The organism is Flavobacterium sp. (genome assembly GCF_024642105.1).
In the GTDB taxonomy this organism is placed as follows: domain Bacteria; phylum Bacteroidota; class Bacteroidia; order Flavobacteriales; family Flavobacteriaceae; genus Flavobacterium.
Window position 1 is genome coordinate 47,493 of record NZ_JAHEBT010000055.1, and the last position, 17,671, is coordinate 65,163.

The following is a 17,671-nucleotide window of genomic DNA, read 5'->3' on the forward strand; positions in this document are numbered from 1 at the left end:
TACTATACGTTCCCCTCTTGAGAGGGGTTAGGGGTGTGTTAACAATTTACGATTTAAGATATTAGCTTCGCTCCGTTCGGCTTCGCCTCGGGTCGATTTACGATTTACAAAAAGTTTAAACCAATACAACTAAAGATTGCTTCACTGCGTTCGCAATGGCAGACCATTAACAACGAATTTTAAACAAAAAAACAATAGATATTGCTTCACTGCGTTCGCAATGACAGACGACCAACAACAATAAAATAATAAATCTGCGAATCATTAGTGAGTTATAGATTGCCTCACTGCGTTCGCAATAACTAGCCTTAGTGCCTTAGCGTCCCTGCCTGCGGCAAGCAGGTTCGTGGCAAAAAAAAATAACATGGAAACACAAAACGACGAAATCACCCTTAAAGAACTTATCGAAAAAGCCAAAGAATGGTATTCTTACCTTTTGTCACAATGGAAGATCATTGTGCTAGCAGGAGTAGTAGGAGCGGCTTTAGGCTTGACCTATTCATTTATTAAAAAACCTATTTATACCGCATCATTGACCTATGCTTTGGAAGATGGTAAATCTAGTGGCGGCTTGGGTAGTGCTTTAGGTTTGGCTAGTTCTTTAGGATTTGATCTTGGAGGAACTACAGGTGGTGCCTTTTCAGGAGCTAATTTAATGGAGTTGTTTAAGTCTAGAGTAATGGTAGAACAAACGCTGTTAGCTCCAGTGATGAAAGGGAAGGCTACGATTTCATTAGCTGAACTCTACATCCAAAATAAAAAATGGCGCGAGAAATGGCAAGAAAAATCCCAATTGAAGTCATTGCAATTTGCTCCCAATGCCAATCGAAGTCAATTTAACCGTGTGCAGGATAGTATCTTTGGCATCATCTACAATGATTTGTCTAAAAATAATTTAACTGTAGAGCAAAAAGACAAAAAAGTGGCTATTGGAACCATCACAATGACAGGAACTGATGAATACTTTGCCCAACAATTTACTTTGGCATTGACCAAAACAGTAATTGATTTTTACATCGAAACCAAAAGTAAACGCGCCAAAGAAAATATGGATATCCTAGTTAGACAAACTGACTCTGTGCGTGCTGAATTGAATGGTGCGATTACCGGAGTAGCTGTTGCGAATGACAATACGTTTGGTTTAAATCCTGCTTTAAATGTAAAACGAGTGCCATCCGCTCGAAGACAGGTGGATGTGCAAGCCAATACTGCGATTTTAACGGAATTAGTGAAACAAACGGAACTGGCTAAAGTAACACTACGCAAGGAAACCCCTTTAATTCAGGTAATTGACCAACCCATTTTGCCGTTGCCTAAAGAACGTTTTGGGAAAGCGAAAGGAATTGTGTTTGGTGGAATACTTGCAGGATTTTTAGCGGTTTTAGGTTTAGTATTCAAAAAGATTTTTCAACAGATTAACAATTAATTATATGTTACCACAATTGTATATTGATCCCGGTAGTGGAAGTTTATTATTACAAGCTTTAATAGCAGGTGCTATTTCAACATTGTTATTTTTTAAAAATATTAAAATGGTGGTAATGAATTTTTTTGCTACAGTATTTGCAAAATTTAAAAAGAAAAATGATTAAAGAAGGAAGTTCTTTTAGAGATCCTGATTCTAGTTTATCATTTGATAGTTCTTACTATTACAGACACATTAGTCTTAATTATGAGAAACATTACATTCATTTTATTGAGTCAGGATTAAAAGACAGATTACTTCAGGAAGGGTTTATTTTGCCTTTTGTTGAGATAATTGATGACTCTCCTGAAGGAGGTATTTCTTCTCGAGTTTTACGAACCGATATTCTTCCTTTTGTTTCCTATCCCTATGAATGGTCTTTTAGCCAATTCAAAGAGGCTGCTATATTGACCTTAAAAATCAATCAACTCGCTTTAGAATATGGCATGATTTTGAAAGATGCTTCCATGTTTAATGTGCAATTTATAGGTTGTAAACCTATTTTTATTGATTTGGCTTCTTTTGAAATTTATGAGCAGGATACGCCTTGGAAAGCCTATTACCAATTTTGTAAACATTTTTATGGGCCTTTGTTCCTAGCGGCTAAAAAGAATTGTATATTACCTAAACTATTACAGTATTTTATTGATGGAATTCCTTTAAAAGAAGTAGTTTCATTGTGTAATTGGAACGATTTTTTAGATTCAGGTGCTTTTTTACATTTATACTTACACGCTAAAAGAGAAGGAAAAATAACGAATCATTCTAAAGAAAAGAAAGTAGCTCAAAAACAATTAAGCAATATTATTACTCATCTAGCCTCTTCTATCGAAAATCTAGTTCTGAAACAAAAACAAACAGTTTGGGACGATTATAATCAAAATAATAATTATAATATTGAAAGTCAGCAACATAAAGTTAAAATTATTAAAGGGTTTTTAGATCAAATTGATGGAAACAAAGCATTGGATATTGGTGCTAATGACGGATTGTACTCTCAATTATTAGCTGATAAAGGTATGTACACTTTGGTAGTAGATATTGATGAATTAGCTGTTGATAGGGCATTTAAAAGCAAACATAATTTAATTCATCCCTTACAAATGAATTTAGTTAATCCTACACCAGCTATTGGTTGGAATAATATTGAACGCAAATCATTTTGGGAGCGTTGTCAGGTAGATGTGATACAAGCTTTAGCTATTGTTCATCATTTAGTCATTACTCACGATATCAGTTTTGAAGAAATTGCTAAAAAGTTAGCACAACACACCCAATATTTGATTATTGAATTCGTTGATCCGAAAGATTCTCAATCACAAATTTTATTGCAAAATAGACCACATCATAAATTAATTTATAATCAAATTAATTTTGAAATTGGTTTTAATAATTATTTTACTCTGATAGACAAAAAAAATATTTTTGGTACGAAAAGAGAATTGTTTTGTTATGAAAGAAAATAATTTTTTTAGTAAGTATTTATTCATAGCGCTTGCTTTAAGTACTTATCCAGTTACTATTCTATATACATCAAATTTTCAGAATACAAATTTGTTTATGTATATAATACCTCTAGGTATAGTATATTTATTCACTACAATTGTTTACTCTATATTTTATTTGTTAAGAAATAAATTAGGTTTAATAAATTATCCTTTTGCTTCGATTATTGTATCAATTTTCTTTTTCACTTATGGCATTTATTATTCATTTTTATCAAGTCAGACTAATTTTTTAGGTCTTTTAAGTAGTCACAGATTTCTCCTGCCAATAATAGTAATTATAATTATTGGATTAACGTATCTGTTAAATAAAATTAATAAAACATCTGTTAAATATAATTTTTTATTGATTTTTCTTATAACACTAAATTTGACCCCATTTATTAATCTAGTTGATAAAATATTTATAGATTATAAAAACCTACATAATAATGTAACTGCAGTAAATAATTATTCTTTTAAAGATGCGCCAAATATTTACTTCATAATCTTAGATGGGTATGGTTCAGAAAACTCAATTAAATCATTTTTAAAATACGATAATTCTCAATTTTATAATCAACTAAAAGAAATAGGTTTTAGAGTCCAAGATAATGCAGTTTCAAATTATAATAGAACTTCTTTTTCATTGTCCAGTACGCTCAATTTAAATTATATAAATAGAATAATCAAAAGTGATATATATTATAAAGATTTAGAAAGATACATTTCACATAATAAAGTTGCAAAAATATTGAAGTCCTATGGCTATTCATATTACTTTTTTGATTCAGGTTTTGGATTAAAAAAAACAGAAAAAAATGAATTCTTAATTAACACAAAAGAAAATTATTATACAGATTTATTTTTTTCATCATCAGATAATGACTTGCTAAACGTCTTTTTAAATAATTCAGCTTTTAAAATTTTTAAAAATCCATTTTTTTCAGATTTTATTATTTCAAATTATGCTTATAAAGTATTAAATGTTTATAAAAAATTACCTTCCATTGCTAAAAACAATAAGAAAAAATTTGTTTTTGCACATGTAATCTCACCTCACCCACCATTTCTTTTTAACAAATCTGGAAAAATAGGGATGTATGGAATAGATAATGAAAATGAAGGTGTAGGCTGGAATGAAAAGTTATATATTGAGCAATTAAAATATATCAATTTTAAAACTATAATTTTGTTAAATAAAATTATTAAAAATGATAAGAAGAATAAGATAATATTAATTCAAGGAGATCACGGTTCTAGATGTAAAATAAATAATAAAAAATTTTTAAATAAAGAAAATTGGGTAAATGAACAATTTCATATACTTAATGCTATTTATATTTCAAAAAATGATAATTCTAAACGTAAAATATATGAGAATTGGAATTATTCTTCTGTCAATACTTTTAGGATAATTTTTAATGAATATTTTAAATCAAATTATTCAAATTTGAAAGATGTTAAATACTATTCAGATTTACATGAACCATATAACTTTATTCAAATTAAAAAAAAATAATTTTTATCTAAATTATAAATATGTTTAAAAATACTATTGTCACATCCTTATTTTTAATATTAAGTAGTTTTTTTGGGTTTATTGCACAGTTGTTATATGCTAATTTTTTTGGGACAAGTTTAGAAATAGATGTTTATTTTAAAATACTTTCTATTCCATCAATTGTATCTGGAATGTTACCGGTTTTATTTACATTTGTTTTATTTCCGATTTTTGCTAAAATCGAAAAAGATATTATGTACTTAAAAAGTTTTATAAATAATGTGTATAATTTTGTTTTTTTTTCTGCATTGATATTTTCATGTATTGGATTTTTAATAGTATTATTAAGGATATTATATTTTGGAGATTTTCAATATTTAGATTATATTTTTATTGTAGAAATTTCTTTTCTAGTTTGGTTTGGCGCGGGATTTTTTATGATATCTAACTTTTTATTAGCTTTGTTAAACTTCGAAAAACAATTTTTTAAAGTTGCTTTGATAGCTATATTGCCTCCTATTGTGATAATTTTATGTGTTTTATTATTTCACAATTATTTAGGTGTAATTAGTATTGCATTAGGTGGATTTATTGCAAATGTTATTCAGTTTATTTTTATTTATTTGAATATAAATAAAAAATATACATTAACATTATTTAAGTTTTATAAAAATAGCCAAGATAATTTTGTTTTAGCAAAAGTAGTATTGGTAATTTTTTCTTTATTACCATACACATTAATATCTGCAATAAGTTATTATTTTGCTTCTTTTCTTAATGTAGGGAGTATTTCAATTTTAGGTTATTCTCAAAGTTTTGCGGGATTTTTATCTGTTGCTACCGGAATGGGTATAGCTATAGTCTCATTTCCAGATTCTGCTAAAGATTTAGCTATTAATAATCTTGGTTCAGCAATAAGTAAATTTGAAACTTCTTTAAAATTCGTTTTGTTGTTTTCAATTATAATTGCATCTGCTTTTATTTCATTTAGGTATAAGATATTGCATTTTTTTTATGGTAGTGATTCTTTTCCATCTAAGTCAATTGATGTCTTTGCTTCAGTAATTCCATTTTATTTAATCTCGGCTATTTTTACTGCAGGTTTAAATTTAATTAGAACTTTCTTTTTTTCGCAAAACAGATATAAGATAATGGCTGTTTTTGGGATATTAATACCTATATTTTTTATTGTATTGACATATATTTTAATTTTTAAATTTTCTATTTATGGTATTGCTTTAGCAAATTTAATAGCTTTATTGATTTTATTTTTTTGCATGATTTTTTTGTTAAAAACTAAAGATGATAAATATTTATGGTATAGGATTCTTATTTTTATTTTTACAAATTCAATAATTGCTTTTATATCAGGTTATTTTTCAAATAAAATAGGGGATGTTCTTAATAATAAATTGAATGATTTTACTTGTCTTATTCTATGTTTAATGATTTTTACTGTTTTTTATTTTATCGTAAGTCGTTATCTTTTTAAACTTTCTGAAATTCTCAAATTAGAAAAAATTGTTATTATTCAATTAAACAAAATATTTAATTATTGAAATGATATTACCAGCAGTCTTAATATCTATACTCTCTATTTTTGTTTTTTATTGTATTATTAAAATGATAAAAAGAGGCCATGATTTACATGCTATGGCATTTTTTGTATTATATGTGTATACAATTTTTGCACAAATAGGGTATTCATATTTTCCAGACTTGTCTAAATTGATAGGTGCATATTTTGGTGAAGAATTGTTTTATTATTATTGGTTATTTATTTTTTTGTCTTTTGTTGTAACTTTTATAATTTATTGTTTTACAAACCCTTTGAATTACGATAAAATAGTATATAAAATAAAGCCTTCTGTTAATAGAAATAAAAGAATATTGTTTTACTTAATTACCATTGTTTTATATATAATTTTAAATATATTTTTTATAAACAATAGATCTATGTTTGGATGGGGTGGAGGAATGCCAATGGGGACTGTTTGGTTTGTTCTAGGTTTTAGGATTTTTACAATTTGTACATTCTTATTATATACTTTATTTAGAAATACAATTAATACTTTCAATTTAAGGGTTTTTTCTTTTTTTTTATTTTTGATGTGTTTTGTTTTTTTTCTTAGTGTAGCAATTGCTGCTGGAACACGAAGCGATATATTATATTTTTTTATTGCGGTTTCTATATTTGAATGTTTTCCTGTAATTAATACAATTAGGAATAATAAAAAAAAAATATTAAGTATTGTTTTTGTTGGATTTTTTGTGATACAATTTTTGATGACTCTATTAAGTTTAAGAACTCAATCTTCAACTACTTCATTCTCATCTTTTTTAAATACAGAAACGGAGAGTGTTTCCACTAGTGAAGAATTAGCATCAACTAAATTATTATTCCAAGATTATTATGCCCCCTCACATACATTGTTTATATCTATGCAATATGGAGTAATTGATCCTTTGGATACTTTTTTATCTAATATTTCAAATTCATTTATACTAATTAAGTATCCTTTTTTAACAAATACAATAGTTTCAAAAATTGGTTATAATTTCGAAAGGGCTGAAGGGTGGTCATACCATTTATTTGTTGAGGGCTATAATGCATTTGGTTGGCTTGGAATAATTTATAATGGCATATTTTGGAATTTAGGTTTGGCCTTTTGGTGTTTATTGGCAAGATCTAATAATAATTATCATAACAAAATTATTATTTCCATATTATTTTTCTTGATTGTAAATACAATGAGAAGTCAAACCTGCGCTTTTATTCAGTCATTTTGGATGATTTTATTACCGTCTTTGTTTCTTTTATTATTGTCTTCTAATTCTAGTATTGTTTTTGTTAAATCAACAAATAAAACAACTTAAAGATATTTAATTATGACTAAAATATTATTTATAGGTCCAATTAATTATAGTAAAAGAGCCTATTCAGGAGCTCCTGCTAAAAATCAACACTTATTAAGTTTTTTGAATTCTAAATATGAAGATGTAAAATTTATTGATACAATTAATTTTAGAAAAGAACCATTTACTTTATTTAAAATTTTTTTTCAAATTGTTTTTTTTCAAAACAGAAAAATTATTTTTTCTACAAGTGCTGGAAGTACTTATGTTTTTGTGAAATTTCTTTTTAAATTTAAAATTAAAAGAAATTTAATATTTTGGGTTATTGGAGGAGATTTAGGAAAACATCTTTTAAATAGAGTATATGATCCTAAATATTTCACTTATTTTCAATCTATAATAGTTGAAGGAGATAGTATTAAACTTGATTTAGAAAGATGTGGTTTAAATAATGTATTCGTTATTCCTAATTTTAAAAAAATATTCGATTTACCTTCAAAAAAAACGGATACAAATTATCTGAAATTTGTTTTTATTTCACGAATAATGCCTGAAAAAGGAGCTGATTTAATTTTAGAATGTGCTAAACGTTTAAATCAAATGGGTATTAGTTTTACAATTGATTTTTTCGGACAAATAGATAATAATTATGAAAACTCTTTTTTTAATAAGTTGAAAAATTTAAACAATGTGAATTATAAAGGATTTTTAGATTTAAGTTGTTTTGAAAATTATAAAGAATTAACAAAATATGATGTTATGCTTTTTCCTACATATTTTAAAGGAGAGGGTTTTCCAGGCATATTAATTGATGCTTTTATTGCTGGCTTACCTATAATTTCATCGAATTGGAATATTAATCCTGAAATTGTTGAAAATAATTATACAGGCTTACTAATTGAATCAGAGAATCCAGATGCTCTTATGAATGCAATGCTGTTGTTTGTTAATAAAGAGGTTAATATAATCAATATGTCTAAAAATTGTCAAAAAAGAGCAATGGATTTTAAAATTGAAAACGTTTTGAATAATGATATACTAATTCAAATAGGTTTAAAATGAGATTACAATATATTGATAGTTTAAAGGGGTTCTTGATAATCTTAGTTGTTTTAGGGCATGTAATTCAAATTACAAACAAGAATTTTGACAATGATATAATATTTAGATATATTTATTCATTTCATATGCCATTATTCTTTGTATTAAGTGGATTTGTGAATTTTAAAAAAGAATTTCATTTTAAAGTCTTATATTTTAGATTATTCCAATTAATTATTCCTTTTTTTAGTTGGTGGTTTATCAAGTCTGTTGTTATTAAAAATGAATCTTTTATTGATAGTTTTGTTATATTAATGAAGAGCCCTGATACAGGACTTTGGTTCTTATGGGTTCTGTTTTTTTGTATTTGTATATTTTATTTTCTGAATTTCATAGCTAATAAACTTAGTCAAAGACCTGAAATAATTTTAGTTTTCGGAGCTTTGTTTTTATATATAATTTTCTTATTGTCCAATTTTAGATGGTTTGGATTTCAATTTATATCTTGGTATTTTATGTTCTTCATAATCGGTTTTTTTATTCATAAATATGAATTTATCATAAATAAATATAATTATTTGATTTTATTAGTAACTCTTATTTTATTTCCTGTTTTAGCTTTCTTTTCTGTGATTAAAGGGTTGCCATTATTTTATAAAAATATTGATTTGGGACTATATTTTTCATATATATATAAATTTATAGTTGCTTTATGTGGGATTTTTTTGTTTTTTAATATATTCAAATCTTTTTTTGAAAAACACAAATACCTACATATTTTTTTTTGTTTTTTTAAGAATTTAGGAAGTGTAACTTTAGGTATATATGCTACACATACTCTTTTTATTGAATATTTATTTGACAATCAGTATTATTCTTTGAGTTATAATTTGCAGTTAATTCTTTTTCTTATATTTTCTTTAACTGCAAGTTATTTTTTAATTTTTTTAATAAAGAAAATTAAAATATTAAAAATATTATTATTGGGAGAAATTGAAACAAAATCTATATGAAAATATTGTTTAGATCATGCGGTGGTTTAGGAAATCAAATTTTTCAGATTTTATTCGTAAGATTACTTGCTGAAAAATACAATTTAAATAAAATTGCACATTATCATGAATCAAATTATGAAAGAGTTGCAAATTGGGAATATCCATCAAATAATATATTTGTTAAGCCAAATTATATTGAAAAGCTAATTTTAAAATTTAGACTTCCTCAATTGTTTTATAGACTAGGGATTTCCAATAAAGAGTATTTTAATTTCTTTGGAACCGTTATTGTTGATGGTTATTTTCAAAACTATATATATTATAAAATATTCAATAATATAATGTTATGTCAACAAATTGATTTAATAAGAATAGAGTTAGGTATTTTTCAAAGTAAAAAAGAGAAATCACTATATCATTTGAGGTTAGGAGATTTTTTTAAAAATACTGATGAAGAAATCAAATTTGTAATTAATTTTTTAAATGCTACTAAACCTGAAATTTCAATAATTTCAAATAACGACAAGTTGTTTAATGATAATAATGAAATTAAATTATTAGTCACCTCAAAAAACATAAAGTACATTAACACCTCTTCTTATACAAGTATTGAGTTAATTAAATTATTTGGTATTTACAATGAAGTATATTCAAATGGAAGTTCTTTAGCTTTTATATCTTCTATTTTGTGCAATACTAGTATCAAAAAGAATACATCGATTAAATTAAACTCTTATCAAGAGAAAAACTTTAATACTTTGGAAAAAGCAACTAATTTTTTAAAATTAAATTATTTAAAGTGAAAGTATATTTATCAAACCCTTATGGTACAATCCCTGGAGAGGATTGGAGAGAATATAGATTTTATTTGTTGGCTAAATCTTTAGCGTCAGATGGACATGAGGTGGTATGGTTTACATCTACATTTTCTCATCATTTTAAGAAAGAGAGGTCTAATAAATCTAAAATTATTGTTATATCAGAAAATCTTAAAATTCATTTAATTAAATCGAGACCATACAAAAACAACTTTTCTTTTGGAAGGATTTTTAGAGATTTAACTTATGGTTTAAATTTAATTGAAGTATTGAAAAAAGAATATATAAAACCAGATTTATTTTTTGTGGGAGATTCTCCAGTTTTATTTTATTACCCTAGTTATTGGTACTGTAAAAATAATAAAATTCCATATGTAGTAGATCAGATGGATTTATGGCCAGAATTAATTGTTGATTCGTTTTCTAAAATTTATCGTCCACTAGTTAATTTATTTTGTACACCAATATACGTTATAAGGAAAAAGGTTTTTGATAATTGCGTTGGATTTATTTCATTAGCTAAAAAGTATTTAGACATCCCTATTTGCATAAGCAATAATATTCTACAAAAGCCACATGCCGTTATTTATAATGGAATTGATGTTGGTGAATTTAGAGCTCAAATGGACATTATTGATTCTTATATTGAAACCAAATTATGTAAAAAAAACGAAAATGAGATTTGGTTTATTTTTGCGGGTACCTTAGGGCCTTCATATGATATAAAAACTATACTTCAAGGATTTTTAAATTTAAATAATAATCTATGTAAGTTAATTATTGCAGGTGATGGAAGTGAGAGAAATTATGTTGAAACATTTATAAAAAATAATAAATTGGATAATGTAAAGTATATTGGAAAGATTTCGAAGAATTCGTTACCTTATCTATATAGTAAATGTGATGTTGGTTTGAATTCATATGGTGCATTTTCTAATGTGGAAATGTCTGACAAGTTTTATGATTATACAGCTGCGGGATTAGTTGTTTTAAATTCATTAAAAGGCGAGGTAATGGATTATGTAGATACATATGGTATTGGATATAATTATCAAGCGTCAAATGTACAATCATTTATGAATAAATTACAATTGATTCTTAATGATGAAAATATTGATTTAATAAAGAAAAAATCATTTCAATTAGGAAGTAGTTTTGATCAAAAAATACAATTAGATAATTTTTTAAAGTTTACAAAATTAATTAATATAAATCTAAAATTTTAATCATTTAATATGAGAATATACTTTAATAAAAAATACAAATTTTAAATAAACAAATTTAAATTCGTATCAAGCAAATAAAGTATAAAACATGTTAAGTTTTTTTTAAAATAGATTACTATTATCTAGTATTTTAAAATGTAAAATATGAGCCATTATTCTTAGAATAAGTAAAAAAATAAAGTTTTAAATTTCATTCTATAACTTTATTGATGAAAAACATCTTTTGAACTTAAAGAATAAATTTTTCTGTGTACATTTTTAATAACTACTTATCTAATTTAGATTATTGAAATTAATAATATTATTAAAAATATTAAAAATGAATTTTAGAATTGCAAAAAAAAGCGATATAAGTAGAATTTCAAATATACATTATGAATGTTCTGTTAAGCAAGTCGATGGTTTTATGCATAAATTGGGAGTTAATTTTTTAGAAGCTTATTATTCAATATTGATTAATGAAAAAAAATCATTTATCTTAGTTGCAGAAGATAATAACGGTGTAATTGCTGGTTTTCATTCAGGATCAATTGAGCCGATGGAGCATAAAAAAGCTTTAAGAAAAAAAGCTTGTAAATTTGTACTCCCTATTTTAATTAAATTAATTACAAACCCAACATTATTAAGTCAAGTCATATTAAGACAGAAGTCTCTAACATCAAGTAATGATAAATATAAGTTTAGTTCTAATGAAGGTCCAAGAGCTGAATATTGGGCATGGAGCCCAAGTTATGATGGAAAGAATGAGTCTCTAAAATTAAGGGAAAAATGGAGCCAAATATTAAATGTATTGGGATACGACTATTATTACTTAGAAGTTGATTCAAATAATAAGCTGGTATTAAATTATTATAAACTTCTGTCTGCTGAGTTTATTAGTGAGTTAAATCTTAGTGATGGTAGAAAACGATTTATAGTTAAACTTAAAACAAATAAAAATTAATATATGAAAATTGAACGTGAAAGTATAATTAAAATTCTTGAAAGTACTTTAAAAGAATTTTGTCAGGAATATGATTTAATCTTTGATTTTTCTGAAGGAGAAAACACAAAATTATTCGGAGGTGATGGAATATTGGATTCTTTGGGTTTAGTAAGTTTTATTGTTTCAGTCGAGGAGGTTTTAGAAGATAAATTTGATGTTTCTATTCTTCTAGCTGATGATAAAGCGATGTCAAGGCGAACAAGTCCATTCGCAAGAGTTTCATATTTAGCAGATTATATTTTAGAAGTGATTAATGAAAATCCTAATGAATAGTATAAATCAAAACATCATATTAATAACAGGTTCCAGAAAAGGAATTGGTTATAATCTTACAAAATATTATCTAGAAAAAGGACATATTGTTATTGGATGTAGTAGGTCAGAATCTGAATTGCAGCATGAAAATTATAAACATTTTTCTCTAGATGTATCTGATGAAAAACAGGTGAACAATCTGTTTATGAATATTAGAAAACAATATGGTCGCCTCGATGTATTGATAAATAATGCTGGAATGGCGTCAATGAATCATTCGTTATTAACACCATTAAGTACGGTTAATAAACTTTTTGATACAAATTTCACAGGTACTTTTTTATTTTCAAGACAAGCGGTAAAGCTGATGAAAAAAAATAATTTTGGACGAATTGTAAATTTTTCTACTGTTGCGGTGCCACTAAATTTAGAAGGAGAAGCAATTTATGCAGCTTCTAAAAGTGCTATTGAACAATTTACCAAAGTTTTTTCCAAAGAAGTAGCTTCTATGGGAATAACAGTCAATACTATTGGTCCCACACCAATTGAAACTGATTTGATAAAAGCTGTGCCTAAAAATAAAATAGAGGAATTACTTTCTCAACAAGCAATTAAAAGATTAGGAAATTTTGATGATATAATTAATATTATAGATTTTTATATTGATTCTAAAAGTAATTTTATTACGGGACAAACCATATATCTAGGAGGAGTATTCAAATGACAATGATTAGTAGTTTTATAGAGAAGTTATCTTTGTACAAAGAAAAGATAGCAATTATTGATTCAGAAAGAGAGTATTCCTACTCTGATTTAGTTAAAAATATTTCCAATTTCAATTTAAAATTGGAAAAATTAAATGTTAATAGTGGAGAAGTTGTTTTTATGCTTGGAGATTATTCTATTGATTCAATTTCGCTATTTTTTAGCTTAGCCCTTAATGGAAATATTATTGTACCAATCACATCTGACAATGAACAAGAGATTAATGAAAGAATTGATGTAGCTCAACCCGACTGGATATTTAATCTTAATTCTAATTCAGAAAAAAAAATTGAATATAGTAATAAACTAGAAAGACATCATTTGTTAGACACTTTAATCGAAACTAAATCATCCGGGCTTATATTATTTAGTAGTGGTAGTACGGGTAAGCCAAAAGCAATGGTTCATAATTTAGAAAATTTACTTTCAAATTATATCGATAAGAAAGGTAAAGAAATGAATTTTTTAGTATTTCTTATGTTTGATCATATTGGGGGGTTAAATACTCTTTTTAATTGTTTATCGATGGGGGTAATTATAACGATACCTAAAAACAGAAACCCTAATGATATTGCTCGATTGATTGAAAAATATAACATTAATATTTTACCTTCCTCTCCAACATTTTTAAATTTGATGTGTATAAGTAATGTTTTTGATATTTTTGATTTGTCAAGCATTAGAATGATTACTTATGGAACTGAGGCAATGCCAGAAAGTTTATTGTTGAAATTAAAAGAGAAACTACCTAGAGTTAAATTTCTTCAAACTTTTGGTACAAGTGAAACAGGTATAATGAAGACGTCTAGCATGTCTTCGTCAAGTACCTTTTTAAAGTTTGATGATCCAAATCAAGAATATAAGATAGTTAGTGGTGAATTGTGGTTGAGAAGTAAAACGCAAGTGCTTGGATATATAAATCATTCAAATGAGAGTTTTACCGAAGATGGTTGGTTCATGACAGGTGATTTAGTTGAACAAACAAAAGATGGATTTATTAAAATAATTGGTAGATCAAAGGAACTAATAAATGTAGGAGGGGAAAAGGTTTTACCTGCTGAAGTTGAATCAGTTATTATGGAATTAGATTTCATACAAGACTGTATCGTTAAATCTGAAAAAAATTCCATAACGGGTCAGATGGTTTGTGCAGATGTCGTTTTAAAAGAAGGGTTTGATTTTAAAAACGAAAAGTTAAAAATAAAAAAACATTGTATGCAAAAGTTAGATTCCTTTAAAATACCGGTTAGGATTCGTGAAATAGAGTCTGTCAATTTTACTAATCGATTTAAGAAAGAAAGAAAAAATAATTAATTTATGCAATTTCAAACGATACCATTTTCACCTCCCTTTATTGATAATGCAGTAATTGACGAAGTAGTTGATTCATTGCGTTCAGGTTGGATCACCACAGGGCCAAAAGTAAAAGCTTTAGAGGCAGAAATCAAACAATTTTCCAAAGCTAAAGAAGTACTATGTGTTAATTCTTGGACATCAGGTGCCATTATGATGTTGAAATGGCTAGGAGTTCAAGCAGGCGATGAAGTGATCGTGCCAGCTTACACCTACAGTGCTACTGCTTTAGCGGTCATTCATGCTGGAGCAAAGCCTATAATGGTAGATGTTGGAGAAGATTTTAATATTTCGGTAAATGCTATAAAAGAGTCTATTACGAGCAAAACAAAAGCGATATTACCAGTTGATTTTGCTGGGTTTCCTTGCGATTATGAGGCAATAATGCAATTAGTTACTACAAATGAGATACAATCTCAATTTGTTCCGACATCTAGTGTACAAGAAAAATTAGGTAGAATTTTGGTCATCAATGATGCGGCGCATTCGTTGGGTGCTTTCTATAAAGAAAATGTTCGGACTGGAAGTGAAACGGATGTTGCTATCTTTTCATTACATGCTGTGAAAAATGTCACTACAGCTGAGGGAGGTGCTATCTGTTTGAACTTACCTTCTCCTTTCGACAATAAGGAATTATATACCTTTCTACGTCAAATGAGCTTGAATTGTCAAACCAAAGACGCTTTTTCGAAAAGTAAGGCAGGTGGTTGGCGGTATGATATTGTGGGGTTAGGCATGAAAATTAATATGCCTGATGTGAATGCTGCAATTGGTTTAGCTCAAATGAGACAATATCCTGAATTACTTTCAGAAAGAAAGAGAATATTTAATGAATATAACGAGGCTTTCAGTAAGCTATCTTGGGCAATACTTCCTCCTTCTATTTTAAATGAAAAAGTAACATCATATCACTTATACGCATTAAGAATTAATGAAATTTCGGAGATTCAAAGAGACGCTATTATAGATGAGATTTCCCGAAAAGGAGTTGCTGTAAATGTCCATTTCATTCCGATGCCTATGTTAACTTATTTTAAAGAACAAGGTTATGAAATTAAAGATTACCCTCAAGCCTATATCAATTATGCTTGTGAAATTTCTTTACCTATCTATCCACAATTAACTTCAGAACAAGTCAGTTATGTTATCGACTCGGTAAAATCGGCATATCAGACAGTAATTACAATTAAATGATACGTTTTTTTGATTTTATATTTTCTTTATTAGGTATAGTTTTACTTTCTCCTTTTATTATTATTATATATCTACTTATTATTATTGAAAGTAAAGGAAGTGGCTTTTATATACAGCAAAGAGTTGGATTAAATGGGATAGAGTTTAAATTATATAAATTCAGGTCTATGGCCTTAGGTTCTGATAAAAAAGGTTTAATTACCGTAGGAGGGAATGATGCCAGAATTACCCAAATAGGTCTTTTTATAAGAAAATTTAAAATTGATGAATTGCCGCAATTGTTTAATGTATTGATTGGAGACATGAGTTTAGTTGGTCCGAGACCTGAAGTGCGTAAATATGTTGATTTGTATACAGAAGAGCAAAGAAGAGTGTTAGACGTTAAACCAGGTGTTACCGATTATGCTTCTATAGAATATGCAGATGAAAATAAAATTTTAGGTGAGGCATTAGATCCTGATAAAATGTATATTCAAGAAATTATACCAGCTAAAATAGAGCTTAATATTAAATATATAGAGAATAAAAGTTTGAAAGAGTATTTTAAAATTATTTTTTTAACTTTTTATAAAATAGTTTCAAATAAAAATAAATAAAGAATGAAAGTAGCCCTAATTACAGGAATTACAGGTCAAGATGGTTCGTACTTGGCTGAATTATTATTAGAAAAAGGATATATCGTACATGGGGTGAAAAGAAGGGCTTCTTCATTCAATACACAACGCATCGATCACATTTATCAAGATTTACATGAAGATCATGTTAATTTTAAATTGCATTATGGCGATTTGACAGATTCTACTAATATTATTCGCATTATTCAAGAAGTTCAACCCGATGAAATCTATAATTTAGGTGCCATGAGTCATGTAAAAGTGTCTTTTGATTCACCAGAATATGTGGCTAATGTGGATGGGATTGGTACTTTACGCATTTTAGAGGCGGTTCGTATTTTAGGTTTGGAAAAGAAAACCCGTATTTATCAAGCTTCTACTTCAGAATTGTACGGTGGTTTGGCTGAAAATAAAAATGAAAAAGGCTTGTATGATGAACATTCTCCTTTTTATCCTCGTTCGCCTTATGGAGTAGCTAAAATTTATGGTTTTTGGATTACCAAAAACTATAGAGAGGCTTATGGAATGTTTGCAACAAATGGGATTTTATTCAATCATGAATCGCCACGAAGAGGCGAAACCTTTGTGACACGAAAAATCACTATGGCTACAGCAGCGATTGCTCTAGGGCAACAAGACTGTTTGTATTTAGGAAATTTAGATGCGCAACGTGATTGGGGTCATGCTAAAGATTATGTAGAAGCCATGTGGCGTATTTTACAGCAAGATAAGCCGGAAGATTATGTTATTGCTATGGGTGAAACCACTTATGTGCGTGATTTTGTGAGAATGGCATTTGGTGAGTTAGGAATTGAAATTGAATTCAGAGGTAAAGGAGTTGATGAAAAAGGGTATGTTAAGTCATGTAACAATCTTGAATTTCAAATTGAAATTGGTAAACAAGTGATTGCTGTTGACCCTCAATATTTCCGTCCTACAGAAGTCGATTTGTTAATTGGCGATCCAACCAAATCCAAAAGACAGTTGGGCTGGACTCCACAATACGATTTAGCTGGTTTAGTTAGTGAAATGGTAAGTTCAGATGTTGAACGAGTAAAAAGAGAAATAATGTTACAACAAAATGGCTTTAGAGCTTAACTCAAACAGCATTTAATG

17 protein-coding genes are annotated in these 17,671 nt (G+C 27.3%); all 17 read left to right on the forward strand.

The genetic code is table 11. From position 1 onward, the window contains the following. Window positions 1–364: 364 nt before the first annotated feature. Window positions 365–1,426 carry a Wzz/FepE/Etk N-terminal domain-containing protein gene (locus tag Q0L65_RS11255; RefSeq protein ID WP_296686370.1) on the forward strand — a complete coding sequence of 354 codons (1,062 nt, stop codon included), beginning with the start codon at window positions 365–367 and terminating at the stop codon, window positions 1,424–1,426. Window positions 1,427–1,430: 4 nt separating this feature from the next. Then, window positions 1,431–1,592: a hypothetical protein gene (locus Q0L65_RS11260; protein WP_296686372.1), complete on the forward strand. Its 162-nt coding sequence runs from the start codon at window positions 1,431–1,433 to the stop codon at window positions 1,590–1,592. Beyond that, window positions 1,585–2,931: a hypothetical protein gene (locus Q0L65_RS11265; RefSeq protein WP_296686375.1), complete on the forward strand. Its 1,347-nt coding sequence runs from the start codon at window positions 1,585–1,587 to the stop codon at window positions 2,929–2,931. Before Q0L65_RS11260 ends, Q0L65_RS11265 begins: the two co-directional genes overlap by 8 nt. Beyond that, a complete protein-coding gene (locus Q0L65_RS11270; protein ID WP_296686377.1) occupies window positions 2,918–4,471 on the forward strand; it encodes a sulfatase-like hydrolase/transferase in 1,554 nt (517 codons plus the stop codon). The genes Q0L65_RS11265 and Q0L65_RS11270 overlap by 14 nt, the downstream gene beginning before the upstream one ends. Before the next feature lie 20 nt (window positions 4,472–4,491). Next, entirely contained in the window at window positions 4,492–6,012 is a 1,521-nt protein-coding gene (locus tag Q0L65_RS11275; RefSeq protein ID WP_296686380.1) for a lipid II flippase MurJ, read from the forward strand. A 64-nt stretch (window positions 6,013–6,076) separates the two neighbouring features. Continuing rightward, a complete protein-coding gene (locus Q0L65_RS11280; RefSeq protein WP_296686382.1) occupies window positions 6,077–7,330 on the forward strand; it encodes an O-antigen polymerase in 1,254 nt (417 codons plus the stop codon). Between the two features lie 12 nt (window positions 7,331–7,342). Continuing rightward, the gene (locus tag Q0L65_RS11285; protein WP_296686383.1) at window positions 7,343–8,371 is read left to right on the forward strand and encodes a glycosyltransferase; all 1,029 of its coding nucleotides are present in this window, start codon (window positions 7,343–7,345) and stop codon (window positions 8,369–8,371) included. Next, the gene (locus Q0L65_RS11290) at window positions 8,368–9,363 is read left to right on the forward strand and encodes an acyltransferase (protein ID WP_296686386.1); all 996 of its coding nucleotides are present in this window, start codon (window positions 8,368–8,370) and stop codon (window positions 9,361–9,363) included. Before Q0L65_RS11285 ends, Q0L65_RS11290 begins: the two co-directional genes overlap by 4 nt. Beyond that, entirely contained in the window at window positions 9,360–10,148 is a 789-nt protein-coding gene (locus Q0L65_RS11295; RefSeq protein WP_296686388.1) for a hypothetical protein, read from the forward strand. The genes Q0L65_RS11290 and Q0L65_RS11295 overlap by 4 nt, the downstream gene beginning before the upstream one ends. Continuing rightward, window positions 10,145–11,389, forward strand: a complete 1,245-nt coding sequence (locus Q0L65_RS11300) for a glycosyltransferase family 4 protein (RefSeq protein WP_296686390.1) — start codon at window positions 10,145–10,147, stop codon at window positions 11,387–11,389. The genes Q0L65_RS11295 and Q0L65_RS11300 overlap by 4 nt, the downstream gene beginning before the upstream one ends. A gap of 319 nt (window positions 11,390–11,708) precedes the next feature. After that, window positions 11,709–12,332, forward strand: coding sequence for a hypothetical protein (locus tag Q0L65_RS11305; RefSeq protein ID WP_296686391.1), 624 nt, complete (start codon window positions 11,709–11,711; stop codon window positions 12,330–12,332). A 3-nt stretch (window positions 12,333–12,335) separates the two neighbouring features. Further along, window positions 12,336–12,647: a hypothetical protein gene (locus Q0L65_RS11310; protein ID WP_296686394.1), complete on the forward strand. Its 312-nt coding sequence runs from the start codon at window positions 12,336–12,338 to the stop codon at window positions 12,645–12,647. Further along, the gene (locus Q0L65_RS11315; protein WP_296686395.1) at window positions 12,640–13,353 is read left to right on the forward strand and encodes an SDR family oxidoreductase; all 714 of its coding nucleotides are present in this window, start codon (window positions 12,640–12,642) and stop codon (window positions 13,351–13,353) included. The genes Q0L65_RS11310 and Q0L65_RS11315 overlap by 8 nt, the downstream gene beginning before the upstream one ends. Window positions 13,354–13,355: 2 nt before the next feature. After that, a complete protein-coding gene (locus tag Q0L65_RS11320; protein ID WP_296686398.1) occupies window positions 13,356–14,708 on the forward strand; it encodes a fatty acid--CoA ligase family protein in 1,353 nt (450 codons plus the stop codon). A 3-nt stretch (window positions 14,709–14,711) separates the two neighbouring features. Next, window positions 14,712–15,941, forward strand: coding sequence for a DegT/DnrJ/EryC1/StrS family aminotransferase (locus Q0L65_RS11325; protein WP_296686401.1), 1,230 nt, complete (start codon window positions 14,712–14,714; stop codon window positions 15,939–15,941). Next, a complete protein-coding gene (locus tag Q0L65_RS11330; RefSeq protein WP_296686403.1) occupies window positions 15,938–16,537 on the forward strand; it encodes a sugar transferase in 600 nt (199 codons plus the stop codon). The genes Q0L65_RS11325 and Q0L65_RS11330 overlap by 4 nt, the downstream gene beginning before the upstream one ends. A gap of 3 nt (window positions 16,538–16,540) precedes the next feature. Continuing rightward, window positions 16,541–17,653 (forward strand): GDP-mannose 4,6-dehydratase, encoded by a 1,113-nt coding sequence (gene gmd / locus Q0L65_RS11335; RefSeq protein ID WP_296686405.1) that lies wholly within the window; start codon window positions 16,541–16,543, stop codon window positions 17,651–17,653. Window positions 17,654–17,671: the final 18 nt, after the last annotated feature.

Bases quoted from the DNA above. Each gene is read 5' to 3' on its own strand.
- Q0L65_RS11290 (WP_296686386.1), top strand. From the start codon at position 8,368: ATGAGATTACAATATATTGATAGTTTAAAGGGGTTCTTGATAATCTTA.
- Q0L65_RS11270 (WP_296686377.1), top strand. From the start codon at position 2,918: ATGAAAGAAAATAATTTTTTTAGTAAGTATTTATTCATAGCGCTTGCT.
- Q0L65_RS11295 (WP_296686388.1), top strand. From the start codon at position 9,360: ATGAAAATATTGTTTAGATCATGCGGTGGTTTAGGAAATCAAATTTTT.
- Q0L65_RS11280 (WP_296686382.1), top strand. From the start codon at position 6,077: ATGATAAAAAGAGGCCATGATTTACATGCTATGGCATTTTTTGTATTA.
- Q0L65_RS11315 (WP_296686395.1), top strand. From the start codon at position 12,640: ATGAATAGTATAAATCAAAACATCATATTAATAACAGGTTCCAGAAAA.
- Q0L65_RS11325 (WP_296686401.1), top strand. From the start codon at position 14,712: ATGCAATTTCAAACGATACCATTTTCACCTCCCTTTATTGATAATGCA.
- Q0L65_RS11330 (WP_296686403.1), top strand. From the start codon at position 15,938: ATGATACGTTTTTTTGATTTTATATTTTCTTTATTAGGTATAGTTTTA.
- Q0L65_RS11255 (WP_296686370.1), top strand. From the start codon at position 365: ATGGAAACACAAAACGACGAAATCACCCTTAAAGAACTTATCGAAAAA.
- Q0L65_RS11285 (WP_296686383.1), top strand. From the start codon at position 7,343: ATGACTAAAATATTATTTATAGGTCCAATTAATTATAGTAAAAGAGCC.
- Q0L65_RS11305 (WP_296686391.1), top strand. From the start codon at position 11,709: ATGAATTTTAGAATTGCAAAAAAAAGCGATATAAGTAGAATTTCAAAT.
- Q0L65_RS11310 (WP_296686394.1), top strand. From the start codon at position 12,336: ATGAAAATTGAACGTGAAAGTATAATTAAAATTCTTGAAAGTACTTTA.
- Q0L65_RS11265 (WP_296686375.1), top strand. From the start codon at position 1,585: ATGATTAAAGAAGGAAGTTCTTTTAGAGATCCTGATTCTAGTTTATCA.
- Q0L65_RS11260 (WP_296686372.1), top strand. From the start codon at position 1,431: ATGTTACCACAATTGTATATTGATCCCGGTAGTGGAAGTTTATTATTA.
- gmd (WP_296686405.1), top strand. From the start codon at position 16,541: ATGAAAGTAGCCCTAATTACAGGAATTACAGGTCAAGATGGTTCGTAC.
- Q0L65_RS11275 (WP_296686380.1), top strand. From the start codon at position 4,492: ATGTTTAAAAATACTATTGTCACATCCTTATTTTTAATATTAAGTAGT.
- Q0L65_RS11320 (WP_296686398.1), top strand. From the start codon at position 13,356: ATGATTAGTAGTTTTATAGAGAAGTTATCTTTGTACAAAGAAAAGATA.